The sequence below is a fragment of the Falsiroseomonas tokyonensis genome, from assembly GCF_019024325.1.
Lineage (GTDB): Bacteria > Pseudomonadota > Alphaproteobacteria > Acetobacterales > Acetobacteraceae > Falsiroseomonas > Falsiroseomonas tokyonensis.
In genome coordinates this window covers 201,237-223,565 of the sequence record NZ_JAFNJS010000008.1, presented here as the reverse complement: position 1 = coordinate 223,565, position 22,329 = coordinate 201,237, and the positions used below count along the sequence as shown (strand labels likewise).

Annotated in this window: 27 protein-coding genes; 2 read left to right on the top strand and 25 right to left on the bottom strand. The window is 68.6% G+C overall.

Annotation, left to right across the window (positions count from 1 at the left end; genetic code table 11):
• The 6 genes from J3S20_RS23965 to J3S20_RS23940 all read right to left on the bottom strand — a co-directional run.
• Positions 1-1,817: phage terminase large subunit family protein (locus tag J3S20_RS23965; protein WP_343215286.1), on the bottom strand; the 1,817-nt coding region annotated here is incomplete at its 3' end.
• A gap of 4 nt (positions 1,818-1,821) precedes the next feature.
• On the bottom strand, positions 1,822-2,337 hold the full coding sequence (locus J3S20_RS23960) for a MerR family transcriptional regulator (protein ID WP_216839311.1): 516 nt from the start codon (positions 2,335-2,337) through the stop codon (positions 1,822-1,824).
• Between the two features lie 90 nt (positions 2,338-2,427).
• Complete coding sequence (locus J3S20_RS30480; protein ID WP_246603208.1) at positions 2,428-3,285, bottom strand: DUF3489 domain-containing protein; 858 nt, start codon at positions 3,283-3,285, stop codon at positions 2,428-2,430.
• Between the two features lie 95 nt (positions 3,286-3,380).
• Positions 3,381-3,617, bottom strand: coding sequence for a hypothetical protein (locus J3S20_RS23950; protein WP_216839309.1), 237 nt, complete (start codon positions 3,615-3,617; stop codon positions 3,381-3,383).
• A gap of 100 nt (positions 3,618-3,717) precedes the next feature.
• On the bottom strand, positions 3,718-4,986 hold the full coding sequence (locus tag J3S20_RS23945) for a site-specific DNA-methyltransferase (RefSeq protein ID WP_216839307.1): 1,269 nt from the start codon (positions 4,984-4,986) through the stop codon (positions 3,718-3,720).
• Complete coding sequence (locus J3S20_RS23940; RefSeq protein ID WP_216839305.1) at positions 4,976-6,442, bottom strand: site-specific DNA-methyltransferase; 1,467 nt, start codon at positions 6,440-6,442, stop codon at positions 4,976-4,978. The genes J3S20_RS23945 and J3S20_RS23940 overlap by 11 nt, the downstream gene beginning before the upstream one ends.
• A gap of 360 nt (positions 6,443-6,802) precedes the next feature.
• Here J3S20_RS23940 and J3S20_RS23935 point away from each other — a divergent pair, with 360 nt between their 5' ends.
• Entirely contained in the window at positions 6,803-7,678 is an 876-nt protein-coding gene (locus tag J3S20_RS23935; RefSeq protein ID WP_216839303.1) for a hypothetical protein, read from the top strand.
• Between the two features lie 15 nt (positions 7,679-7,693).
• Complete coding sequence (locus tag J3S20_RS23930; RefSeq protein WP_216839301.1) at positions 7,694-8,185, top strand: hypothetical protein; 492 nt, start codon at positions 7,694-7,696, stop codon at positions 8,183-8,185.
• Positions 8,186-8,200: 15 nt separating this feature from the next.
• On the opposite strand, the gene J3S20_RS23925 is transcribed toward J3S20_RS23930, so the two are convergent.
• The 19 genes from J3S20_RS23925 to J3S20_RS23840 form a co-directional block, all read right to left on the bottom strand.
• Positions 8,201-8,749 (bottom strand): DUF6456 domain-containing protein, encoded by a 549-nt coding sequence (locus tag J3S20_RS23925; RefSeq protein ID WP_216839299.1) that lies wholly within the window; start codon positions 8,747-8,749, stop codon positions 8,201-8,203.
• Positions 8,739-8,969: a hypothetical protein gene (locus J3S20_RS23920; RefSeq protein WP_216839297.1), complete on the bottom strand. Its 231-nt coding sequence runs from the start codon at positions 8,967-8,969 to the stop codon at positions 8,739-8,741. The genes J3S20_RS23925 and J3S20_RS23920 overlap by 11 nt, the downstream gene beginning before the upstream one ends.
• Before the next feature lie 205 nt (positions 8,970-9,174).
• Positions 9,175-11,583, bottom strand: a complete 2,409-nt coding sequence (locus J3S20_RS23915) for a DUF3987 domain-containing protein (protein WP_216839295.1) — start codon at positions 11,581-11,583, stop codon at positions 9,175-9,177.
• Entirely contained in the window at positions 11,580-12,203 is a 624-nt protein-coding gene (locus J3S20_RS23910) for a hypothetical protein (protein ID WP_216839294.1), read from the bottom strand. The genes J3S20_RS23915 and J3S20_RS23910 overlap by 4 nt, the downstream gene beginning before the upstream one ends.
• The gene (locus tag J3S20_RS23905) at positions 12,200-12,424 is read right to left on the bottom strand and encodes a DUF6511 domain-containing protein (RefSeq protein ID WP_216839292.1); all 225 of its coding nucleotides are present in this window, start codon (positions 12,422-12,424) and stop codon (positions 12,200-12,202) included. The genes J3S20_RS23910 and J3S20_RS23905 overlap by 4 nt, the downstream gene beginning before the upstream one ends.
• A 125-nt stretch (positions 12,425-12,549) precedes the next feature.
• Entirely contained in the window at positions 12,550-14,133 is a 1,584-nt protein-coding gene (locus tag J3S20_RS23900; RefSeq protein ID WP_216839290.1) for a DEAD/DEAH box helicase, read from the bottom strand.
• The gene (locus tag J3S20_RS23895) at positions 14,130-14,426 is read right to left on the bottom strand and encodes a hypothetical protein (RefSeq protein ID WP_216839289.1); all 297 of its coding nucleotides are present in this window, start codon (positions 14,424-14,426) and stop codon (positions 14,130-14,132) included. The genes J3S20_RS23900 and J3S20_RS23895 overlap by 4 nt, the downstream gene beginning before the upstream one ends.
• Entirely contained in the window at positions 14,423-15,523 is a 1,101-nt protein-coding gene (locus tag J3S20_RS23890; RefSeq protein ID WP_216839287.1) for a PD-(D/E)XK nuclease family protein, read from the bottom strand. The genes J3S20_RS23895 and J3S20_RS23890 overlap by 4 nt, the downstream gene beginning before the upstream one ends.
• 58 nt (positions 15,524-15,581) lie before the next feature.
• Complete coding sequence (locus tag J3S20_RS23885) at positions 15,582-16,121, bottom strand: DUF669 domain-containing protein (protein ID WP_216839285.1); 540 nt, start codon at positions 16,119-16,121, stop codon at positions 15,582-15,584.
• Between the two features lie 3 nt (positions 16,122-16,124).
• Positions 16,125-16,916, bottom strand: coding sequence for an ATP-binding protein (locus tag J3S20_RS23880; RefSeq protein WP_216839283.1), 792 nt, complete (start codon positions 16,914-16,916; stop codon positions 16,125-16,127).
• Positions 16,916-17,104 (bottom strand): hypothetical protein, encoded by a 189-nt coding sequence (locus J3S20_RS23875; RefSeq protein WP_137126656.1) that lies wholly within the window; start codon positions 17,102-17,104, stop codon positions 16,916-16,918. The genes J3S20_RS23880 and J3S20_RS23875 overlap by 1 nt, the downstream gene beginning before the upstream one ends.
• Complete coding sequence (locus tag J3S20_RS23870) at positions 17,104-17,670, bottom strand: hypothetical protein (protein ID WP_246603207.1); 567 nt, start codon at positions 17,668-17,670, stop codon at positions 17,104-17,106. The genes J3S20_RS23875 and J3S20_RS23870 overlap by 1 nt, the downstream gene beginning before the upstream one ends.
• Positions 17,667-17,795: a hypothetical protein gene (locus tag J3S20_RS30965; protein WP_281419604.1), complete on the bottom strand. Its 129-nt coding sequence runs from the start codon at positions 17,793-17,795 to the stop codon at positions 17,667-17,669. The genes J3S20_RS23870 and J3S20_RS30965 overlap by 4 nt, the downstream gene beginning before the upstream one ends.
• Positions 17,792-18,217: a hypothetical protein gene (locus J3S20_RS23865; RefSeq protein ID WP_216839280.1), complete on the bottom strand. Its 426-nt coding sequence runs from the start codon at positions 18,215-18,217 to the stop codon at positions 17,792-17,794. Before J3S20_RS23865 ends, J3S20_RS30965 begins: the two co-directional genes overlap by 4 nt.
• Positions 18,218-18,299: 82 nt before the next feature.
• Positions 18,300-18,599: a hypothetical protein gene (locus J3S20_RS23860; RefSeq protein ID WP_216839278.1), complete on the bottom strand. Its 300-nt coding sequence runs from the start codon at positions 18,597-18,599 to the stop codon at positions 18,300-18,302.
• A 146-nt stretch (positions 18,600-18,745) separates the two neighbouring features.
• A complete protein-coding gene (locus J3S20_RS23855) occupies positions 18,746-18,973 on the bottom strand; it encodes a helix-turn-helix transcriptional regulator (RefSeq protein ID WP_216839276.1) in 228 nt (75 codons plus the stop codon).
• Positions 18,970-19,563: a sigma factor gene (locus J3S20_RS23850; protein WP_216839274.1), complete on the bottom strand. Its 594-nt coding sequence runs from the start codon at positions 19,561-19,563 to the stop codon at positions 18,970-18,972. The genes J3S20_RS23855 and J3S20_RS23850 overlap by 4 nt, the downstream gene beginning before the upstream one ends.
• A 180-nt stretch (positions 19,564-19,743) precedes the next feature.
• Entirely contained in the window at positions 19,744-20,841 is a 1,098-nt protein-coding gene (locus tag J3S20_RS23845) for a hypothetical protein (RefSeq protein ID WP_216839272.1), read from the bottom strand.
• Positions 20,798-21,997 carry a hypothetical protein gene (locus J3S20_RS23840; protein ID WP_216839270.1) on the bottom strand — a complete coding sequence of 400 codons (1,200 nt, stop codon included), beginning with the start codon at positions 21,995-21,997 and terminating at the stop codon, positions 20,798-20,800. The genes J3S20_RS23845 and J3S20_RS23840 overlap by 44 nt, the downstream gene beginning before the upstream one ends.
• Between the last annotated feature and the right edge of the window lie 332 nt (positions 21,998-22,329).

Here is a 22,329-nt window from a genome sequence, read left to right as displayed (position 1 = left end):
AGTTCGCTCACCCGCAGCGGAGCATCGGCGATCTGGTCGCGCAGCTGCTGCCAGAAGCGGTCGCCATACCGATCCGCACCGAGCAGCCAGAGCGCCGCACGCGCCAGCACGGCGCAGTCCAGCGCCTCGTTCCGCTCGCGCAGCTTCGCCCATTCCTGCCGCGCAAAGCCGCGGCGATCCTTCGTGGTGCGCAGCTGCTCCGCGACCAGCTGCTTGACCCACTCCACCTCGATCGCCTGCGGTAGATGCACCCAGCCAGGTGGCAGCTCCTCCGCGTCGCCGCGACCGAGCCAGAGCCGGCGATAGAGATCGGCCTTCCAGGTCGAGACCGACACGGTCCAGAGTTTCAGGCCGCGCCGAAGCTTCTGGCCGTTCACCAGCGCGTCCACCGGCGTCGGGCCCTGGACGGGCTGCGCCCGGTTCCAGCCGTCGATCCCCTTGGTCGGCGCGATCCGCGGATCCCGCAGGCGCCGCAGGTGGCCATAGACAGCGGCGGTGTCGCGGCCGCCGGTGTCGGCGCAGAGCCGGGCGATGCGCATCGCGCCGCCACCTTGGCGCGGCCAGTCGCGCGCCAGCACCCGAGCGAGTTCATCCCAGGGCTCCCGGTCCCGCGGGCTGCCGGAGATCACGATGTGGTCGACGAGCCAGGACGAGAAGCCCTCCGCCCAGCCCCAGACGTCGCATTCCAGGCGATCGTCCTGGACGTCCACGCCGGCGGTGAGCACCAGCGCACCGGGCGGGACGACGCCCATGGCGAAATCCTCGCGGCGCTCCACCAGGCGCTCCCAATCCGGCGCCTCGCCTTGCTCCTGCCAGGTCTCGCCTAGCACGGTGTTCTTGAAGGTCTTGATGTCCTCGGGCTTGCCCTGGGCGGCCTCCCAGTCGCGGGCTATCTGCTCCCAGGAGAGCCAGCCCACGGGCGAGTAGAGCGCCGAGATGTGGAAGCCGATGGTGTGCGGATCCTGGCCTTCGGCCGTCGCGCGCCACTCCCCGCTGCCCAGCATGGCTGTCTTGTCGTGTTCCTGCATCGGGTGGTCGCAGGCGCTGCAGTGATACCGCGCCGTCTCCGGCGCTCCCTTCTCCCAGATGAGCCGCTCGAAGCGCAGCCACTGCATCTCGCCACACGCAATGCACGGCACGAAGAACCGCCGCTGGTCGCTGGCCAGGTACTCCCGCTCGATCCGGCTGCGGCCGGCGATGGTGGGCGTGCTGACCAGGAAGGCCTTGCGCCGCCAGCCAAAGGTTCGCGCCCGCGCCTCGGCCAGGGCAATGGGGTCACCCTCGCCGGCGACGTCGCCGGGATAGGCATCCACCTCGTCCAGGAACAGGAACCGCGCCGTCATCGAGCGCAGGCCCACCGCGCTGTTCGCCCCGGTCAGCACGAGGATGCCGCCGGGGAATTCCTTCGACAGCATGGTGTTGCCGCTGTCGCGGGCCCGGGCCGGCGCAACCCGCTCCCGCAGCGCCGGCGTTTCCTCCAGCAGCGGGTCGATGCGCTGGCGGGAAAAACGCTTGGCCAGCTCCACGGTCGGCTGCACCGCCAGCGCGGGCGCCGGCACGTGGTGCATGATGTAGCCGAGCCAGTTGTTGCCGCTTTCGGTCGCTCCGACCTGCGCACCCTTCATGAACACGACGCGCCGGGCGGGATGCACCGCCGAGAGCGCGTCCATCACGTCCTTGAGGTAGGGCGTGCGGCTGGTGCGCCAGGGGCCCGGCTCGGCCGACGCCCGGCTGCCAAGCATGCGATGCCGCTCGGCCCATTCCGAGACGGTGAGCTGCGGCGGCGGGCGCAGCATCGCGCCGACACGCCGGCGCACATGCTCACGGCTGCGGAGGCCGATCCCCTCCGAGGCCTGCGGGATCGAAGCGATCGGCCGCCTCCGTCAGCAGGTCGTTGATGTGGCTCTGCAGGATGGTCTGCAGCAGATGCGGGTCGACGCTGATCTCAGCGGCGATCAGGCCGGAGACCCGGGCCGGCCAGTTCAGCAGCGCGTCGCGCATGGTGCTGCCGATCTCGTCGAGCGCGGCATTGGCCTCGGTGACATCGACCAGGCGGCGCTTGGTCTCGTCCAGCGAGAGGCGCTGCGCCTCCACCTTCAGGGCGAGCTGCGCGACCTTCAGCCGGGCGAACGGCGTGCCGTCTGCGCCAGCACCGCTGGCCAGGGGCGAGCGGGCGGGATCGGCGGTTTCGGTCAGGCGGCGGCGGGTCTTGTCGATATCCCACTGGCCGTCCGGTTCACGGGCGATGCGGCCCGCGCGTTCGGCTTTGTGGATGGCGGTGTCACTGACGCCGAGGCGTCGCGCGGCCTCGCGCGTGGAGGCGGTCAGTTCCGGCATGGCGGCGACCTCCCGCCGCACGTGATGGTCAGCACGAGCAAGGGCCCGCTACCTGCCGGCGGCGGGCCCTCGACGTGTCCGGCTCCGTGGTCAGGCCGGCAGGTGGTAAATGGTGAAGGAGCCCTTCGCCCCCGTCTTGTTGGGGCCGACCATCCGCTCGCGCGACATCACCTCAACCGCGTGGCCCTTCTTCTTCAGCCCGGCGAAGAAGCCGCGGACCGTGTGCTGTGCCCAGCCGGTGGCCTCGGCGATCTGCGCGACCGTCGCACCCTCGGGCCGGCGCAGCATGGCCAGCACCTGCTCCTGCTTCGTGCCCTCCCGCGGCTTGCGTGGCGCTCCGGCGTCGCGCGGGGCGCGGGCCGGCTTGCCAGCCAGCAGGGTGCGCAGCGCCTCCATCGGGGCATTGAGCGCGGCGATCATGTCCGTGGCGCGGTTGGCCTCGTCATCCCAAGCGGCGAGCACCGCCGCGGCAGCGTCGCGCAGGCTGGTGCGCGGCGTGGCGCTGCGCACCGCCAGGGCCTGGTCGAGCATGGCGATCTCCTCCGTCAGGGGCACGGGCTGGGCGGCTTCGGCGACCTTGGCGTCCGGTGTCGCGGGCTCCGCGGCGGGCGCCACCGTGGGCGCCGTGTGGGGCACGCTGCCCTCGATGCCCGAGCAGTCGGGCTCGCCGGCCCCCGCGTCGCCCTCGTTCGGGTCGATGCCGATGGCGCGCAGCCCCTCGTCGGTGATGCGCGCCACGATCCAGGTGCCGTCCTCATCCTGGCGCCAGCCGAGCCCGACATGCTCCCGCGGCGCGTTGATCTCGGTGAGCAGGTTGTTCTTGATCAGGCTGCGGAATACCGCGTTGCGGGCCGCGGCCGGCAGGGTCTTCGGCGCGCGGGCGAGGCCCATCTCGTGCTGCGCGGCGGCGCTCAGGATCACGCGCTGGGTGTCGGAAAGCTGGGTCATCGTGGTGGTCTCCGGTTCCGGGTGCCGGTCATCGGCCCCTACTGCCGGGAGCCCCGCCGGCGTCACCGGTCGGGGCGGTGCGGGAGAGGCCCGCGTCAGGCTGCGTATTCGCCGCGGCGGAAGTGCTGGTCCGCGATGTCCTTCAGCTTCGCGGTGGCATCCGAAAGCCAAGCCGCTTCGCCCCAAAGCACCGTCTCGGGGTCCGCGTCGAAATGGTCCGCGCTGGCCTGGGTGAGTTCCGCGAGGAGGGCGTCGAGTTCGGCCTTCTTCGCGAGGAAGGCGGCCAGGCTGTTTTCCTGGTTGCGGGCGGCGCGGGCTTCGCGGTCGGTCATGCTGGTCTCCATCGCGGTGCAGGGCGGGGTGCTCTGCCTGTGACGGACCATTCGCGCTGTGGCGCGCGTGAGCCAAGCAAGATGCAGCGGTACGGAATTGCTATGATTCGGCGGTCTGGATCACATCATGATCGACGACGCCGCGTGCTGCGGCGACATCGGCGAAGATGCGATCATCACCCTCCAGCACGGCGGCCTCGCCCGCCGCCTCCTGCCAGCGCCGCACGATCACATCGGCATAGGCGGGATCGATCTCCAGCAGCACGGCGCGACGGCCCGCGCGTTCTGCCGCGATCATGGTGGTGCCAGACCCGCCGAAGCAGTCGAGCACCGTGTCGCGCGGCTTGCTGCTGTTGCGGATGGCGCGCTCGACCAGCGCCACCGGCTTCATGGTGGGGTGCAGGTCGTTGCGCGCCGGCTTGTCGAAGTGCCAGACATTCCCCTGGTCGCGCGCACCGCACCAGTAGTGCTGGCTGCCCGCCTTCCAGCCGTACAGCATCGCTTCGAACTGCTGGTGATAGTCGGCGCGACCGAGGGCGAAGGTGTTCTTCGCCCAGATGATGGTGCTGGACCATTTGCCGCCCGCCTCTTGCCAGACGCGATGCAGCGTCGGCCATTCGGAGGAGGACATGCAGACGTAGCAGGCGCCCTTCGTCACCGAGAGCAGGTTGGCCAAGGCCGGGCGGAGGAACTCGGGAAAGCCGCCGCCGAGCGCGTCATTGGCGATCGTCATCTTCGCCGCCGTGCCGCCTTCATATGCCACATTATAGGGTGGATCGACGAAGCCCATGTCGGCTAGGTGGCCAGCGCCGAGCGCGCGCTGCACGTCGACCAGCTTCGTCGCATCGCCGCAAAGCAGCCTGTGTTCCCCACAACGCCAGAGATCCCCGGTGCGTGACACTGGCACCACGGGTGGCGGCGGGGCGTCATCGGCGTCGCCGTCGAGGTCGGCATCGGCAGCCGCCAGCAGCCGGTCGAGCTCCATGCCGGAGAAGCCGAGCACGTCCAGATCGACCACCGCCTCGTCGCGGATGCGGGCGATCTCGGCGGCGAGCAGCGCCTCGTCCCAGCCCGAGTTGAGCGCGATCTGATTATCCGCGAGTCGCAGCGCTCGCGCCTGTGCGGGCGAGAGATGGCCGAGCCGCAGGACCGGCACGGAGGCGAGCCCGAGCTGCTTCGCCGCCATGACGCGGCCGTGGCCGGCGATCAGTACGCCCTCGGCGTCGACCAGGACCGGATTCACGAAGCCGAACTCAGCGATGGACGCCGCGATCTGCGCGACCTGCGACGGCGAGTGGGTGCGGGCGTTCTCGGCGTAGGGGACCAGCGCTGCCAGCGGCAGAGCGGAGATCACGAGGTCAGGCTGCATTCGCGGTGACCTCCATTCGCGCCGCGGCCACGGCGTCATAGTCGCGCCCATCGTCGGCCAGCGTCACTGGCAGGTCCGGATGCAGCATCCGCCAGCGCGCGATCGCCAGATCGACATAGGCCGGCGCCAGCTCGATCGCGCGAACGCGGCGAGCGGTGCGCTGGCCAGCGATGATGGTGGTGCCGGAACCGCCGAAGGGCTCGAACACCACGTCGCTCTCGTCCGTGTAGGTGCGCATCAGGAACTCCGGCAGCACCACTGGGAACACTGCGGGGTGCTCGGTCTCGATGCCGCGGCCCTTGTGGCGGGTCAGGCGCAGCACGTTGTCCGGAATCCGGAAGTCCTGCACCGGCAGCCCGGCGTGCTGGTATTCCGAGATGGTGCCATCCGCGGCGCGCAGCCCGCTGCCCTTGTTCGGCGTGCCGGCCCATTTGCAGGGCACGATCTTGTTCGCCTGCCGGGCCTGGCGGTTGAAGTGGAACACCAGCTCGAAGGCCGGCGCGAGGCGACCGTTCCAGTCCCCCGGCAGGCCAGGCCCCTGGTCCCAGGTGTAGAGCCCGAAGCGCCGCCAGCCGCGGGCGCGCATCCAGTCGAGCCAGCCGGACCAATACGGGATCCATTCGCTGTCGCGGTGGATCAGGCCCAGGTTCACCAGCACCTGGCCGTCCGGCCGCATGGCCGCATCGAGATGCTGGAACACGCCCTGCATCAGGGCGTCCCAATCGGTGCCGCCGCCAGTGGTGTAGTCCCGCTGGTTCCCATAGGGCGGGCTGGTAAACAGCAGCGTGGCGCGCTCGGCGCCCATGATGCGCGCGACCGTAGAGGGATTGGTGCTGTCCCCGCATGCGAGGCGGTGCTCGCCCAGCCGCCAGATGTCGCCCACGCGAGTGACGGCCTGGCGCGGCGGCTCCGGATCGGCATCGGCGGGATCCTCCGCCGGCTCCTCCGCATCCGCCGCGCCCGCTGCACCGCCCCCCTCGGCCTGATCCGCGGACAGAGCCTCGGGCGCGTCGCCGTTGGACACGGCATCTCCAGCCGCCTCGAGGATGTCCGCGAGCTCATCCGCTGAGAAGCCGAGTGCCGCGAGGTCGATGTCCTGCGCCGACTGCACCGCGGCGAGCGCATCGCGCAGCAGCGCCTGGTCCCAGGTCGCGTTCTCCGCGATGCGGTTGTCGGCGAGGCGCAGTGCCTCCTTCTGCACCGCGGACAGGTGCCGCAGCACGATCACCGGCACCTTGGCCATGCCGAGTGCCGTCGCGGCCTCAAGCCGGCCATGGCCGGCGATGAGCACGCCTTCCTCATCCACCAGCAGCGGATTGGTGAACCCGAAGGCCAGCATGCTGGCCTTGATCTGCTCCAGCTGCTCGGCGCTGTGCATGCGGGCGTTGCCGGCATGCGGGCGCAGTTCCGCCACCGGACGCAGCAGGATCTTGGCCGCCATCCAGGGGAGCGTCATGGGACCATCCGGTTTGCAGGTGGTTTGCAGGGCCGCGGCGCGGCGTCAGTTTGCAGCTAACGATTTGAAGCCACAGGCGAAGGCTGCAAACCGCAACCCATATTTTCGGCCTGGCGCTAGCGATGTTGCGCGCTTCCGCCCCCCGCATACAGCGGGGCCAGGAAGGACCCTGCGGCTCGAAAGCGACTATGGCTGATCAGCGGACGAGTGGCTCGGGAGCCACCAGCCGCAGCCGCAATTCAACGACTGTCGAGAGATTACCCGATATGAGTTTCGGGCATCAACGCGACATTCTTTCGCTCTTGTTCCTTTCTCTTCGTTTCCGCGGCACCATTGTCCGAAGAAGGCAGGAGCGATCGCGTGGGCGACGGTGTTGTTCTGGATCCAGGCTGGTGGTGTTGGCTTGAAGCGCCGGTTTTGTTGCCGGGTTGGGGCGCCAGCCCCGTCTTTGTGACGCGTGTAGAACCACAGAAAACGGGCAAGGGGATGCTACGCCTGAGCTTCATTCAGGCCATCCACCGGGTTACTGCGCGCGAACGCGAGGTGATGCTGCGGGTCCTGTTCCGGGGAGACCGACACCTCGTCGGCACGCTGAAGGACGACGACGGTGCAATCCGCACAGCCATCCTGGCTGCGCCCGATTACGGCTGGCTGGAGACCTACTGCCCACTCCTGCTTCGGCGACGCCCACCCTCTGGCCCGACCTTCATTTTCGTGGGCCAGCCGCCGCCTCCTGGCCCGACCGCTGCGGAGCACCTTGACGCTACCTTCGGCCGGACGCCGGCTCAGATCCTTCGCGGTGCAAACGCGGAAAGCTTCGGGCGGGATCATCCACCGATGCCTGCGCGGTCCAGCCTCTTCAGCCTTGACCAGACATACGGTCCCTTCGACTCCTGGATGATTGCACGGGGCTTTGTCCCGACGGTGATGGAGGAGAAGTGGTTCATCTACACGGAGAGCGGCCGGCTCCTGTTCCGGCGCAGCTGGACCGGCATGCTTATCTACGACGTCGAAGCGATCTGGCGCGACGACCAGCTCTATCTCGGGCAGGTGCGGGTGAACCGAGATCCCGACCAGTACGGCGAGACCGATGACGAATACGACCGGCGGCTACTGACCTATCTCATCGTAGTCGTGCTGCTGGGCGAACATGCCCCCTTCCCAACGAAGGAAGAGCCGACGTCAGAGCAAGCCGCCTTGCAGGCTTGGTCGCTGGCTGGCAAGGCGTCGCTGTAGGGACACCGTACCGGCATGGTCGACCTGAAATTGCACGGCGTCGCCGAGCTCCTGCTACTGCACGCAAGCGTTCTGGACGAACTCCGGGCGCGCGGTGTCGTCCGGAGCTCAAATGGGCCAGCCGGCGACTACGCCGAGCTCCTCTTCAGCCGCGCCTTTGGTTGGAATCTCGTGAACAACTCCTCCGCCGGCTTCGACGCGACGGATGCAGAAGGCACGCGGTACCAGATCAAATGCCGCCGCCTCACAGCTCACAACGGCTCTCGGCAGTTGTCAGCGATTCGGCGGCTAACCTCACGCCCGTTCGACGTTCTCGCAGCTGTCCTGCTCGACGAGCAGTTTCGCGTGACGCGGGGCGCGCTCATCCCCGTTGATGTCGTTACGAAGGAGGCGAGGTTCACCGAACACACGAACAGCTCCCGCTTCATGCTCCGAGACACGGTGTGGCGCCTCGACGGGGTGCAGGACGTGACGGCCAAGCTGAAGGCCGCTGAGGGCGAGATGTAGGTCGTCCACGTTGGGTCACGCGGCGCGCCCCCGCGACACCAAGCCGTAGTGCGCCGCCAGCACGCTGAGGGCCGCGACCAGCATCCCCTGCGCCTGCGTCGCCGGCACCGTCCGGCCACCCCAGCCCTGCCGCATCGCCCATTCGCGGACCGAGCACTCCAGGCCTACGACGTGCCAGACGCAGCTCCCGGCGGCGCTATCCGAGCCGCCGAGCACCTCCATGGCGGATGCCACCCTGTCCCTGGCCGCGATCTGCTGTTCCGTGATGCAGTCGCCTCCGCCACCCACGATCCGAATCAGCGGCATGGCGCGCAGACCGTCCAGCATCGCGGACCGGAACTGACGCCGGAAGATCCCGCCCGCCTCGAACATTTCGGCGGTGATGGTCCCGTTGGCTTGCATGGCGCCCAGCGTGTCCACGGCACGACGATGGGCGACCGGCACGCCCGTCTCCGGATCCGCGGAGCGAACGGCCTCAGTGAAGCCGCCATGCTGGAGCCGCCACTTCGAGGGGCCAATCGATTCCTTCTGCTTCGAGGTCTTCGCCTTCCGCTTACCGGCCATGATTCTTCTCCTGCTGCCGTGGGCCCCAGCGGCGCACGGCTTCGTTCTGGATTGCCTGGCGCAGCCAGGGATCGGTGATGTCCTCGAGGTGCAGCGAGACGACGCCCTGCTGCTGCCACACGCGGCGGCGCAGCATCTCCATCTCGGGCGTGGTGGTGGCGCTGCAGGTGCCGCGGTCGAGGCAGCAGCGCGGCAGGCGGGGCGAGCCAGGGAGTGCCATCTACACAATCCCCCCGATGGTCACAGAACTCCCGGCTATCCTATTGATATATATATTTTTGTTATTTTTGTTATTATGTACTGCGATGTGTTGTCCTGCTCCCACGCGCATGTGGGGCGAGGTCTCCCCTTCGTGCCCGCGCACGAAATAACAAAATCCACAAAAGCCTAATTTCAGTGGCTTAGCGGGGGTGGCCGGGATTTTGTTATTCATCGCCCGCGGCCTCCTCGGCTGGCGTATCGCCTGGCGGCGGCACGAGGAGGTAGCGGGAGCCAGCCGGGCGGCCGGGACCGCCGGACGCGGGCGCAGCGGTTTCGATGACCGCGCCGTTTGTCACCAGCGCTTCGATTACCTCGCCGAACTCCCGCGCGGTCAGCTTCAGCCCCTTGTGGAACATGTCGCGGCGACTGCACGGGCCATGCTTACCGATGATGTTGATGGCCTTGTTCAGGCGCTTCTCGAACTCGCTATCTGCCAGGAAGCGCTGCGCGTCGCGGAGCACCGTCCTGGTGCAGTGCTCGGCCAGCGCCCAGCCCCAGGCCACATCTGCCTCGGTGACCTGCGGATGCGCCGGATCGCGGCTGATCGCGCAGATCAGCGCCAACTTGCTGGCGTTCTCGCCCAGGCGGTTGACGATGGCGGCCTGCGGCGTGCCGGCCACCTTCTTTGCCCAGACGTCTTCCTCGGCCAGCTTGCGGTCGTGCATCGCCTCTGCCGCTGGCGTCATGGGGACGGTGTGGGGCGTCGCCTCCTCGGTGGCCGACATCGGCACGACATGCACATCCGGCAGGTTTCCTGGCGGAGGGGCGTCGCCTGCCCCGCGGGTGATCGCCTTCAGGGCATCGAGCAACGCGGGCGGCGGGGCGATGATGCCCGCCTTGCGGTTTCGCTCCGGCCGATCGGTGTCGGTGACGAAGACCAGGAAGCGCGCGAGGGATCCGTCCATCATCGCGCCGCCCTCCAGCGCTTTCCAGAACGTCGAGGGCGTGGTGGTCCCGAAGAAGCAGACGCAGGGCTGGTGGATGTCGACGCGCGGCGCGTCCTTCTTGTTGGCGTATTCGGTGCCGCGGTAGATGCCCTTCGCCCGGCTGTAGAGCTTCATCAGCTCGGACCAGATTTCGGCTTTGTGCGCCGGCGCCCTGCCGCCCGTGACGGTGGCGAGGAACAGGCCGAATTCGTCGATCTGGAACAGTCGGGCAGGATGCTGCTCCAATGCGGACAGCATGCCGCGGCCGGAGGCCAGGTTCTCGCCGCCGAGGTAGCGGTCCAGCTTCGCCAGGTCGAAGCAGCGCCGGATCACCTCCGGCGCGTGATCCTTGCCGCCGCCGCTTTCCGCCACGGCGGCGATGTAGATGTTGGTCCGGAGATCGGTGCGGGTACGGTACTGGCGCCCGGCCAGCGCGCCGATGGCGCAGATGGCGGCGCCGAGGGCGAGGAAGGGCTGCGGCCGCAGCGCGGATCCAACGCATTCATCCACCAACATCTGCAACACGCCGCCGGGCTGCAGGATGGTGTCCGGTACGGGGAGTGGCGCCGCCTGCTGCTTCGCCCGGCTGGCGTCGAGTTTCGCCAGCAGCGCCGCGGCAGGATGGATGTCCGCGGCTGTGGCCGGCGGCGTCGCATCTGCCCTGGCCAGCATCGCTGCGGCGGGATGCGGCTGCACGGCGCGCTCCGCGGCCGCGGCGTTCAGGGTGATCTCGGGCGGCGGCACCCAGCCGCGATCGATGGCCCAGCCGTAGATGCTGCCGGCGCCGATGCTGTGCGGCCGCAGCTTGGCCCAGCGCCGCTCCGCGGTGTCCGATTTGCCCGATTTGCCCGATTTGCCGCTCGACTTCGACCAGTCGAGCCAGACCTCGCGTCCCTGCTCGCCGAGCGCCGCCTTGATGGCGTTGCCCATGGTAATCCAGGAGGCGCCGTCCAGATCCTCGTTTGGGAGATAGGCGAGCGCCGCCTTCACCGCCTCCAGGGTGCCGCGCGGATCGGACGGGCCGCGCCACGCATCACTGTCGGACGGAAGATGGAGAGAGCGTGGACGCAGCTCAGGTGGAATCAGCGCGTGGGCGCGATCGAGCCAAGCCATGGCCGCCGCTTCGTCCAGCACCGGCAATTGTGCGAGCGGCGTGTCGAGCAGCGTGTCCTCGGGCCAAACGTATGGCTGCCCGGTATCGGGGTGCACAGCATGCGCGACGAATTGCTGGCCGCGCGCCAGGACCTCGAGCGGCAGGCGCTTCCGGCCGGCGAAGGGCGTGGCGGCGCGATAGACCAGCAGCCGCTTTGGGGCGCGGCCGATGCGCAGGCAGGGCGTGTCGCCCAGCATGGAGGTGGCGAGTTCCGCGATCTGGATGGCCAGCGCGCCATCCAGGATGTCGATGTCGAGGCCCACCACGGCACTGGTGGCGATGCCCACGCCGCAGCCCGGCCAGCGGCGCCAGATGTCCACCTCGAAGGATTTCGTCGGGCGGTCGCAATGCCGGGTCCAATCGGGATACGGCGACCATTCCCCGCCCGTGAACCGCCCCGGCACCTTCGTGCCCGGCATGATGGGGATGACCGAGTAGCCATGGTCGACCAGGCGCTCGCCGTAGTCGGCCATGAACGAGGGAGCATCCGTCATTCGCTGCCGCGCTCCTGTGCGGCAATCGCTGCGTCGCAGGCGCGCTCCAGGCGCAGGATCTCGGGATAGAGGGCGGCAATCTGCTCGGCTGCGCGCTGGAGCGCGCGGCGTGCAGCTTCAAGCTCCGTATGGATGTTGCGAACCGGGCCGATGATGTCGGTGTCGAGCTTGGCGAAGTACTGCGCAGGCTTGGCCCATGGCCCCCGCGAGCCGTGTGGGGCGCGCTGCGTTGGATTTGCCCGCGTCTTGAGGCCCGCGCGTGCCTTTTCCACATCCCAGCGGCCATTCGGTTCGCGCGCGATGCGGCCGGATCGCTCTGCCTTCTGCAGGGATGTGTGGGAACAGCCGAGGCGTCGAGCAAGCTCGCGCGTCGAGGCGATGCCGCTTCCACCGACAGGGCGGGGGGCATCATCGGCAGCGCCGGTCTGATCTGGCGCGACATCAGATTTGGCGCGGCGCTCGCGCGCAGGCTTTCCTGATAGACCTCGCTGGACGCTCTCCACGTCCCAGCTGCCGTCCTCTTCCCGCGCGATTCGCCCAGCACGTTCGGCGTTCTGGATCGCGGTGTGCGAGACGCCGAGCCGGCGCGCGACCTCCCGGGCCGAGGTGACGCCACTCATGGGCGGCCACCCGCAGCGAGCGGCGGCGCCGGATGGCGACCGTGATCTAGCCGGCGCGCGAGCTCGTCCTGGTAGGCGGTGATGATCACCTCCAGCAGCGTCACCCATTCCGCCTCGGTCAGCACCGCGAGATCGGTCTTGCCGATGCTCTCCAGGTACTCGCCCGCCATGGGGCTGGCCGCCGCGATCGCGGCAATCTCGTGCTCGTCGGGATCAACCACGCCCCACCTCCGGCAGAGTGCGTTCATGCAGCGCATGGAACAGGCCGGCAGCGGCTCGCTGATCCGCACGCGCGGATCGAACCAGCCGAAGCCGCGGGCGGTGCGGAGGCGACATGCTGCGCATCTCACACGAACCTCGCGGCGGCGATCTCGGTGTATTGGCCCGCGGGCCGCACCTGGATCGCGATCGGGCGACGCAGGTGGTCGAGCTGTTCGAGCGCCTCATCCACCGTTGCCGGGGGCGGAAGATTGCCAGCACGCCGCCGCCACCAGCCCGCCGCCTTGCCGCGCGGAAAGCCGGTGTGCTCGAAGCAGACCCACTCGCTGTGCCGCGCGAGGCCGCATTCATAGGTGACGCGCAGCGAGGCGGGCTTCCCGGGCTTGTCGTGCCGGGCATAGGTGATGCCGGTGACGTCGCACCAGGCTGCCTGGATCTGCGTCGACAGCAGCGCGTTCGAGGCCGCCTGCGGCGCCACCTTCACGACCGGTGGCGGGAACTCATGATCGCACTCGATGCAGTGCCGCGCGCTGGCGTGGTTGATGGTCTGGCATTCGGGGCAGACCTTGATCGGCGCCTCGCCATCGCCGGCGGGTTCCTTCTTTCGACCATCCACGGTGTCGATCGGGCCGTGTCGCGCCGTGTTGCCGGCGAAGTCCAAGACCAAGCAGTCATCCTTGCCCTCGGCGAGGCGCGTGCCGCGGCCGACCATCTGCACATAGAGACCGACGCTCTTGGTGGGGCGCAGGAGTGCAATGAGGTCGGTGCCCGGCGCGTCGAAGCCGGTGGTCAGGACATTGGCGTTGGTGACGCACCGCAGCCGCCCCGCCTTGAAGGCCGCCAGGATGCCGTCGCGCTCCGGCCCCGGCGTGTCGCCGGTGACCGTCTCAGCGGAGATGCCGTGCTCCCGGATGGCGTCACGGACATGGCGCGCATGAGCGACGCCGGAGCAGAACACTAGCCACGAGCCGCGACCCTCGCCGTGCTGCACGATCTCGGCCACCGCGGCGCGGGTAACCTCGTCGCGGTCGACCGCCGCCTCGAGGTCCTTGGCGATGAATTCGCCACCGCGGGTGCCTACACCACCGACGTCAAGCTGCGTCGAGGTCTGCTTCGGGACAACGGGGCAGAGATAGCCCTGCTGGATCATCTCCAGCACCGGCACCTGGAAGGCGATGTCGGTGAAGAGCCGGTCCTTGCCCTCGTGCAGCATGCCGCTGTCCAGGCGATAGGGCGTGGCCGTGAAGCCGACCACCTTCAGCAGCCCGGCGTTGATCTCGTTCAGTTGCGTCAGGAAGGTGCGGTACATGCCGCTGTCGCCGCGGCCGAGCAGGTGCGCCTCGTCGATCAGCACCAGGTCGCAGCGCTGCACCTGCCGCGCATGGCGGTGGATGGACTGGATGCCGGCGAACAGGATCTGCGCATGGATGTCGCGGCGAGACAGCCCGGCCGAGTAGATGCCGGCCGGCGCCTCCGGCCAGGCACGCAGCATGGCCATGAAGTTCTGCTGGATCAGCTCCTTCACGTGAGTGAGGATCAGCACGCGAGTGTCGCCATAGGCGGCGATCGCCTCGCGCGTGAAGCCGGCGATGCAGAGGCTCTTGCCGGTGCCGGTCGGCATCACGACCAGCGGGTTGCCGCTGCTGGCAGAAAAATAGTCGTAGAGCGCCTCGATTGCAGCGCGCTGATACGGGCGGAGGGAGAGGGTCATGCGGATGCCTCCTCCCCGGGGCGGTTCCGCCCGCCATATTCGCCGCGGACCTTCCACTCGCCGCACCAGTCGCTCTCGCTGAAGGTGCGCGGCCAGGCCGTGAGCAAGCCCTGCTCGCCGCCCATGTCCTGACCGTCGCTGCAGATGCTGGTGGAGGGGATGGCCGAGGGTGCGCGCCGCCGGCACAGGCCTTCGTCCTGATAGCCATCATCCGACCGGCTGGTGGCGAGCTGCCAGAAGACGCAGGTGCCGCAGACGGCCTTGCGCTCGATGGCGTGGAGGACCGGGGTCATGCCGTCACCCCCATCGCCACGGCGTCCACCTTGCTGAGCCAACGGCCGCCCACCTCGCACCCAGTGCAGATCAGCTCGGCGATATGCGGCCCCTTGCCGGGCCCGACGCGATAGATCGTGCTGCCGCAGATCCGGCACGGCAGATGGGAGACGATGTCGGGCGGCGTCGCGGCTGGCACGCCGTCACGCCATGCGGTGCCGTCCGCGAGCCGATACGTGACCCAGTCCTCGCCGGCGTCGACCTGCTCGGCGGCCACGAAGTCGGGCAGATAGAGATGTGCGGCGCAGCCGGCCTCCTGGTCGCGCCGGTCCAGAGGGGCGCTGTGCCGGGCGCAGTGCCAGTCGCCGCCGTGGACCGACGAGGCATGCAGGCAGGACCGGCAATGCCGCTCCGGTGCCGCGCCGGCATGGCAGACGGCGTGGTGGTCGCAGAAGCGGCACTGCCACCAGGCGGGATCCTGGCTGATGCGGGCCGGGGGGCGGGCCGCGCCGATGATGCGCTCGGCCTTGGCCAGGATCCGCAGCCCGGCCTCGGCATCGTGGCGAATACGCTCCTGATAGAGCTCGTCCGTATCCTTGCAGACCGCCAGATAGAAGGCCCGATCGAGGCCGGCGAGCTGCATATATGCCTGCATCTGCGCCCAGTGCAGCGGCTTGGAGGCGGCGACGCCCTCGGCCTTCAGCTTGGCGAAGGACTTGGCGCTGTGCGTCTTGAACTCGCAGACGTGCCAGGTCGCCGGCGCCTCGGGTAGGCCGATCGCCACGGCGTCCATGCTGCCGCCGAAGTGGCCGGAGGCGTCGCGCAGGTTCCACTGCCGCCCCGTTGCGGGATCCAGGTCCAGGACGGTGACGCCGATGCGGCGCAGGTCGGCGACGAAGCGGGCCTCGGCCAGATTGCCGGTGTCGAACAGCCGCAGCAGCCGGCCGGTGTGGCGCGCACGCGTGGCCCAGCGGAACGAATACCAGATGGCGCGCTCGCATTCGGTGCCGATCAGCGAGGCGCCGAGATGCGCGCGATAGCCGCTATCCGCTGCCGCCTCATAGGCCGCGTAGATGGCGGTGACGGTGGGACATGCGGGCGGAGGAAGGGCGGCCATGACCTGATCCTGGTTCGAGAAAGGGAGGCCGGCAGGCAGGCGGCCTGCCGGCAGATGATCAGGCATTGCGGCGCCAGGGCGGGGTCGCTGCCGCGCCGGTGCGGGCGGCCGGCGGAGGTGCCGCGGCGGCCGGACGGGGCCCCGGGGTGGCAGGGCGCGGGGCGGTGCCGGCAGCAGCGCCGGCGTTGGCGGCCGAGTACCCGGCGACCTTATTCCGCGCCTCGCGGTGCACGCCGTATTTGTCGGGACCGGCCGGCTCGACCTTCAGCGTCACGATCAGCGCCTTGAAGTGCAGCTGCTCACTGTCGCTGACATGCACCTGGCCGACCGCGTGGCAGATGGCAGACAGAGTGCGCTGCGCGATCTCCACCGTCTGTTCGTTGCGGTTAACCAGGTTCAGCTGGTCGAAGATCTTCCGGCGCGCGGAGGGGCCTTCCAGCACCTCGAACACCAGCTTGAGCAGCTGCCCATCGCCGGCCTTCGTCGGCAGCATCTCGCTCTCGATCAGATGCGCGAGGTATTTGCCGGGCGGCAGCACCTCGAGCGGGACGGCGGGGGCGACTTCCGTCGCGTCAAAGGTTCCATTGAGGGATGCCATGGGTCAGCTCCGGGCTTCGGTGGTGGAGGCGGGGGCGGCGCTGGGCGGCGTCGCGTAGAAGGGGATGCCGGCGGCGAGCTCGGGCCAGGACAGCGGCAGCGTCTCGGCCAGCCCGAAGCGGTTCTTCGCAAGAAATGCCGGGCGTTCAGCGGTGTGCAGCAGGCGATCGCCGCCGCTCACGCCGCGGACCACCTTCTTGTTGAAGCCGACGTCGGACTTCAGCGTGCTGACGCGATAGTTCGCGAAGAGCACGGCATCGACATGCTCCTGCACCAGCGCGGAGGCGCTGCGATGGAGCTTCGGCTGGTACCGGTCGTAGGGTTCGGTCTCTGGGCTGTCGAAGCGCTTGATCTCGGCGTGGGCGATCAGGATCACGCCCATGCCGCGTTCGTCGCGCAGCGCATTCACGCCATCGAGGAAGCTGCGCCAGGTATCCAGCGCGGCGAGATAGCCCTTGCCGTAGCCGAACGACTCGATGTCCGGCTGGTTGTGCGTCTGCGCCGTGTGTTGCCAAACCAGCGGCTCCAGCCAGTCGAGGCTGTCCACCACCAGGGTCTCGAAGTCGTGCGCCTCGGTGTAGAGGCTGCCGAGCGCCTCCATCACCGCGTCGAAGCTGCGCAGCACGCCGAAGGTGGCTGCGCTGATCGTGCCGAGCCCGTCCTCGGTCTGCACGACCACCGGCCGCGGCGCGGAGGTTGCGAACAGCGTCTTGCCGACGCCAGCCACGCCATAGGTGAGCAGTCGCGGCGGGCGGGCGTCACCACCACGCCGCAGGGATGCGAGGGAGATCGCCATCAGTGCGCCTCCTGCTTCGCGGCGCGCGGCTTGGCCTTGATGACGTCGACCTTGATGTCGCCGCCAGCGCGCGCCACGACTTCGGTGAAGCTGTCGAGCGTCGGCTCGAAGGCGGCGACGTCCTTCGCGCGGGCGACGGCATCACCCTGCAGCGGGATGACGACCTGGATGCGGAGTTCGTGCGCCATCACGCGGCGTCCTTCTGTTCGAGGGTGTAGGAGGGGCGGCCGGTGGCGACGGTGCGTGCCGGCTCGAAGACCGCACGGATGCGCGGTGGCCACGCCGTGAAGCGGCTCTCCGGCACGCGGATCTCGGTGGTGACGTAGTCCGCGGGGTCCTCGCCCCACGCGACGATAGTGGCCACCGCCGCGGCCAGCTTCGGCTGGTCCCACGCCGCTTTCTTCGGGAGATCAGCGACGACCTCGAAGGCCTCATCCGCGATGCGGATGCGGCCGGTATCTTTGCCCTCGGCGCGACGGGCCGCGGCGGCGGGGGCGCCGTAGCGGGCATGCAGCGCGTCGTGCAGCAGGTCGGCGAGGTGCTTGGCGTCGGCCTTCAGCGCCCCGACCTCTTCCAGCAGCAGCGCCAGATGATCGACGGGCAGGCGGGCGGCCTGCGCGGCGTCCATCTCGCGCAGCTGCGCCAGAGTGGTTCGGTTGGTCATGGTGGTCCCGTTCAGCGAGGAGGTGCCCGGCTGGATGGGCGATGCAGGCGGCCGGGCGGGCGCGGGCATCGGCATGGGGGTGGCACTCATGGGATGGTCGCCAGCTCGGCGAGCCAGAGGAGCGCGATGAAGCCGCCGGCGAGCAGCGCGCCGCCGGCCAGGGTGCGGAGCGCTTCGCCGATGGCGTGCACGCGGCGGGCGGTGCGCGGGCTCACGGCGTCGCCCCGGCGATGGCATCGGCCGGCGACAGCGGACCTTCCTCGGCCTGGCGCGCGCGGTGGGCGCGCTCGCGATCGGCATCGGGCTCCGTGCAGCGCACGCTGCGGCGCGCGATCTCGATCCAGACGTGGAGCGGCAGGACCACCATCGGCGTCGCGCGATCTCGCCAGAGGAACAGCGCGTCGTTGCTGCCGAGCCAGCGCTCCAGCGTCTTGAAGCCGTCACCCTCGCCGCGTGCCTTGACCTCGGCCTTCACCGGCTCGGGGCCGCGGACGTAGAGATCGACGTCGGCGCCATTGCCGCGGTACCGGACGGCGCCGGAGAGCGGCACACGCTCGGCGCGCAGGCCGCATTTCGTGTGGATGTCGACGATGGCGCGCTCGCGGCGCAGGCCCTTGTCGCGGGAGGATTTGCCCATGGCCGACCTCACTCCTTCGGCTGGGAGAGGTCGGCGAGGTACGGCATGACGCGGCCAGTGGGCCGCCGGTCGAAGGGCATGCTCACCAGCTGCCCTCCTCGACCCGCATTGCCGCATCTATGGCGAGTTCGGCACCCAGGCCGCCGGCACGACGAGAACGGTCATGCAGCCGTCGCAGCGCATCGAGACGCCGGAAGACCTCGCTGCTCTCGCTGTTCAGTGCCTGGATCGCGAAGGCGATATCGTCGACGGTTGCCTGCCCGATCGGCTTGGTGACCGTGTGGCCGAATTCGCCCGGCTGCCCGGTCGTAATGCTGTCCGGCAGGGCGGCCAACCCGGAAGACTGGCGCAGTTGTTCTAGCCGCGGTTTGGTTGTGGACATTGGAAGCGCAACTCCTCTCGTCGCGCTCGTCGTTCGTCGGTGAAAGTGCTGCCGGGCTCCGACGCGGTGGAGCAGACCGTCCAGGTATTTCCGCCTTGCAGCGGTGTTGCATTCCCTGGAAGACCCGGCAGGAAGGCCGGGGAAGTTCAGGCGGCGGTACTCTCGCGCAGTTGGGCTGCCTCGAATGCCTCCACGTCCTCGATCCGGTATGCGACACGTCCACCGAGCTTCAGGAACGCCGGACCGTGATGCTGCGAGCGCCAACGCTCCAGCGTGCGAACTGACATGCGCCACCGCGCCGCAAGGTCCTGCTGGCTCAGGTGACGGAGGTGGACGCTTTGGGCGTCGCCATGCTGGCGGTGGTGCGTGCTCATGCCAGGCACCTACCGGCGTGACGCGGGAGGTGTCGGGGTGGCCCGATGTATTCCTTCAGCCCGGCCGCCTCGGCCTGCCGGCGGAGCCGGTGCGCATTTTCGTAGATGGAGGAGTGATGCACGCCGGCCTGCACCGTGGCGACGCGGAGGTTCGGTGCCAGCAGGATCTCGCAGCAGCGCTGGAGTGCCGGCGTCAGGCCTGCCACAAAGCGCCGCAAGTCCACCGCTAGGCCATGGTCCAGTTCGCCGGGAGCCATTGGATCGGCCAGCACATCCGCCAGGGTTTGCCCCGCATCGCCTTCGATCGGCTCGTCGATGCCAACCTGCCGACGCTCCGCCCTCAGTCGCGCTGTGGGGCAGGTCAGTGTCGCCACGCGATGGGCGATGACGCGGTCCGCGAAGGTCGCGAAGCTTGCCCTTTCTGGGTCGAAACCCGCGCGGCGCCGCCAAAGATCCAGGAAGAGGTCCTGCTCGATGTCCTCGGCATCCATGCCGGGGACGCCGCCGCGCCGTGCCAGGCGCCGGGCCGTGTTGCGGATATGCTTGCGCGTTCGGGCGTCGAGTGCCGCGTCGCGTGTGAGTTGGTCCATGAGGTTTCGCCGTCGATCGAGGACGGGCGCGCGGCCCGATCGATGGCGACCGGCGAAACTTCGCTGGAGAGGGTGCCGTTACGCGCGCGAGACGGCGGCGGTGATGGCGAAAGCCAGCGGAATCATGGCGTTATTTGAGAAGAAAAAAGTAGCGATGGCGGGCCGGGTGCCGGTGAATATTCACCGGCGGCGTGGCGCGGCCCGCTCGGCCAGCGGCCTCTCGTCGCGGACGACGAAGCTGGCGACGTAGGCCCGCTGCCTCTCGTCCCATAGAATCGGGTCGCCCGGGATGCCGAAGGTGGCCTGGAGGTGTTCGCTCAGGATCTGCTTCTGCTTCTTGACCCGCTCGGCAGGCGCCCCGCCGTCCAGCTTCAGGGTGCCGTGGGCGGCGGCGATGGTGACGAACATCGTCCATGCGGCAATCGGCTTGGCGTTCTTCCTGCTCTTCATGCCGAAATCCGCGGGATCCATCTGCCGCGCGACATTCGGTCCGTTGCAGATCACCGTCTCGCTGGCGGTCAGCCGCAGCGTGATCTGCGCCCAGGTGGTGTTGGGAGGCAGCGCGATACGCGGCCCCAGGGATGCTGCGCCAATGCGCGCCAGCAGGGCCGTGCGAAGATCATGCAGGAGCACCTCAACCGGCTGAACCAGCGCCAGTCCGTCTTTCGGGTGCACATGGGTGATGTCTGCCAGGCTCACCACGAGGTGTCCCTGGCCAGACAGGCGCGCGCTGACCGAGGGTGGCAATGACGAGTTCGTCGGCACGAGCACCACTGCTCGCTCCCTGCCAAGGCCGCCCTGTCTGAAATCATCGTCATGCAGGGGAAGCTCGGGGCCGGGCCGGGCGAACAGGACGGGCGCACCGAGGCCGGCAGCGACTCCATGTTCACCCAGATGGACGACGCGCCCGCGACCGGGCGGGCGGGATGGTGGCAAGATCGAGAAGGCTGCCGTGAGTTCGCTGTAAAGCCGGTGTTCGTCGAGGCTCAGGATGCTGAGATCGCTGGCGGTCAGCTCGACAGGGTCGCAGCGCCCCGTTGATGATCGACAGACGGCGCGGTAGCCGCCCGCAGGCAGTTTGATAACGTTACGCGGGCAGCCATCGCCGCCAAGGGACGGACACTCGATGGCGGTGGCAAGATCGCCGGTCTTGCGCAGATAGCGCGCCGCGAGGGCGAATTCGGTGCCCAGGCGTGCGGTCCAGGCGCGGCGATCGGTGGCCACGCCAGGCAGTTCATCCAGCGACTTCCAGAACTGCCGTAGCGGCTTCGTCATCATCCGTGTCCTGACCCGTCAGAATGAAATCCCGCTCCCGAAGCCAGTGTTCGATGAGTTCGCTGTCATCGTTTCGTTCGAAGCGGGCAATGCCAGGCGGCCGGATTGTCACGGAGCGGTCCTTCTCCTGACCGTCGAAGGTGACCTTGAAGGTTGCACTGACCAGGCGGCCACCGCCCAGCGTTGCAGGGCTGCGCTGGGCCAAGGCGGCGAACACGTCCTCGGCCTTCCTGATCTCGGTCTCGGAATACGGCCCGCCCCAATAGCGCCGGTACTCAATCAGGCGCACGCGGCTGATTCCCTGGATATCATGCACATTCAGGGCGGCACCGCCGTGCGTCACAAGCGGGTCGAGCGTGAACTTTCCGGCAGGCGGGAAGTGCTCCTCGCCCGTGAATAGGAACTTGCCGAGCGTTCGGAGATAGAGATTGCGTTCGCCCTTGGTCGGCGCATGGACGCCAATCTCGCCACTGCGCTCATCGTAGATCAGCACGTCGTGGCGCTGCGGCCGGTAGAACTCAGTGCCTGCCTCGCCATCGTCACGCTGGCTCGCCTCTCGCCGCATGGTTTGCCCATGCCTGATGAGAATCCATGTCATTGGCGCATGGCCGATGACGAACACGCGGCAGCCGCGTCCGCGCTTGTGGGATTCGAACCAATCGTCCAGCTCAGCCTCGATCCGCACGCGAAGCACGGCGTCGACATCAGGAAAGGCGGCGCGAACCGGATGCTGCGGTCCGAAATACTCGAAATTCTGCTGCCGCATGGCGATGGCTTCGGCGTGGCGCGAGCGCACCAGTTCGGGCGCTGCGAGCCAGATATCGATCGCGAGGTCGACCGGCGTCGCCATCGGATCATCGACGATGGGCAGACCCTGACTGCGCGCCGCGGCGAGCAATTCGTCCATGTCCTGCGCACTGGCGGTCTCATGGACATAATAGAGCGCGTCGACCATGTCGCTTGGCGTGGTGCGATCTGGCGTCATGAGGACGTGCGCCAGCTCAGCGTATTCGATCTCGGTATCTGGCGGGTCTGGGAAGCGCAGGCCACGCGTCTCCAGAAAGGCCCTCCACGGCGCCAGAAAGGCGATGAGGCGGTCCGGCGAGATGGCGCGCAGGCGGTCAGGGTCGGAGAACTTCCGTGGATTAAAGGATGCCATGGGCCTCCGGGACAATCAGGGATTGAATGTTACAGACGGGACATCTCAGATAGCGAATGTTCCTTTTTTGTTCAAGCATTCGGTTTGGTCGACCCCGACACCTAATGGCAGCGCTCGGTAGGTGAGGGGAGGAAATTGGGCTGCGACCGACATGCAAACATCGAGGGCAGAAAAAACGCCCATTAATCAGCACCTCCCACCCCATCTTCGCGAGGTCTGCGGCATCCTCGCTGCCGGCCTACTGCGGCTGCGCAGCCGCGCTGCCGAGGAAGCTGCACGCCAAGCTGCTGACCAGGGAGAGCGTGGCCTACACTTCCCAGCCCCCCAGCGCC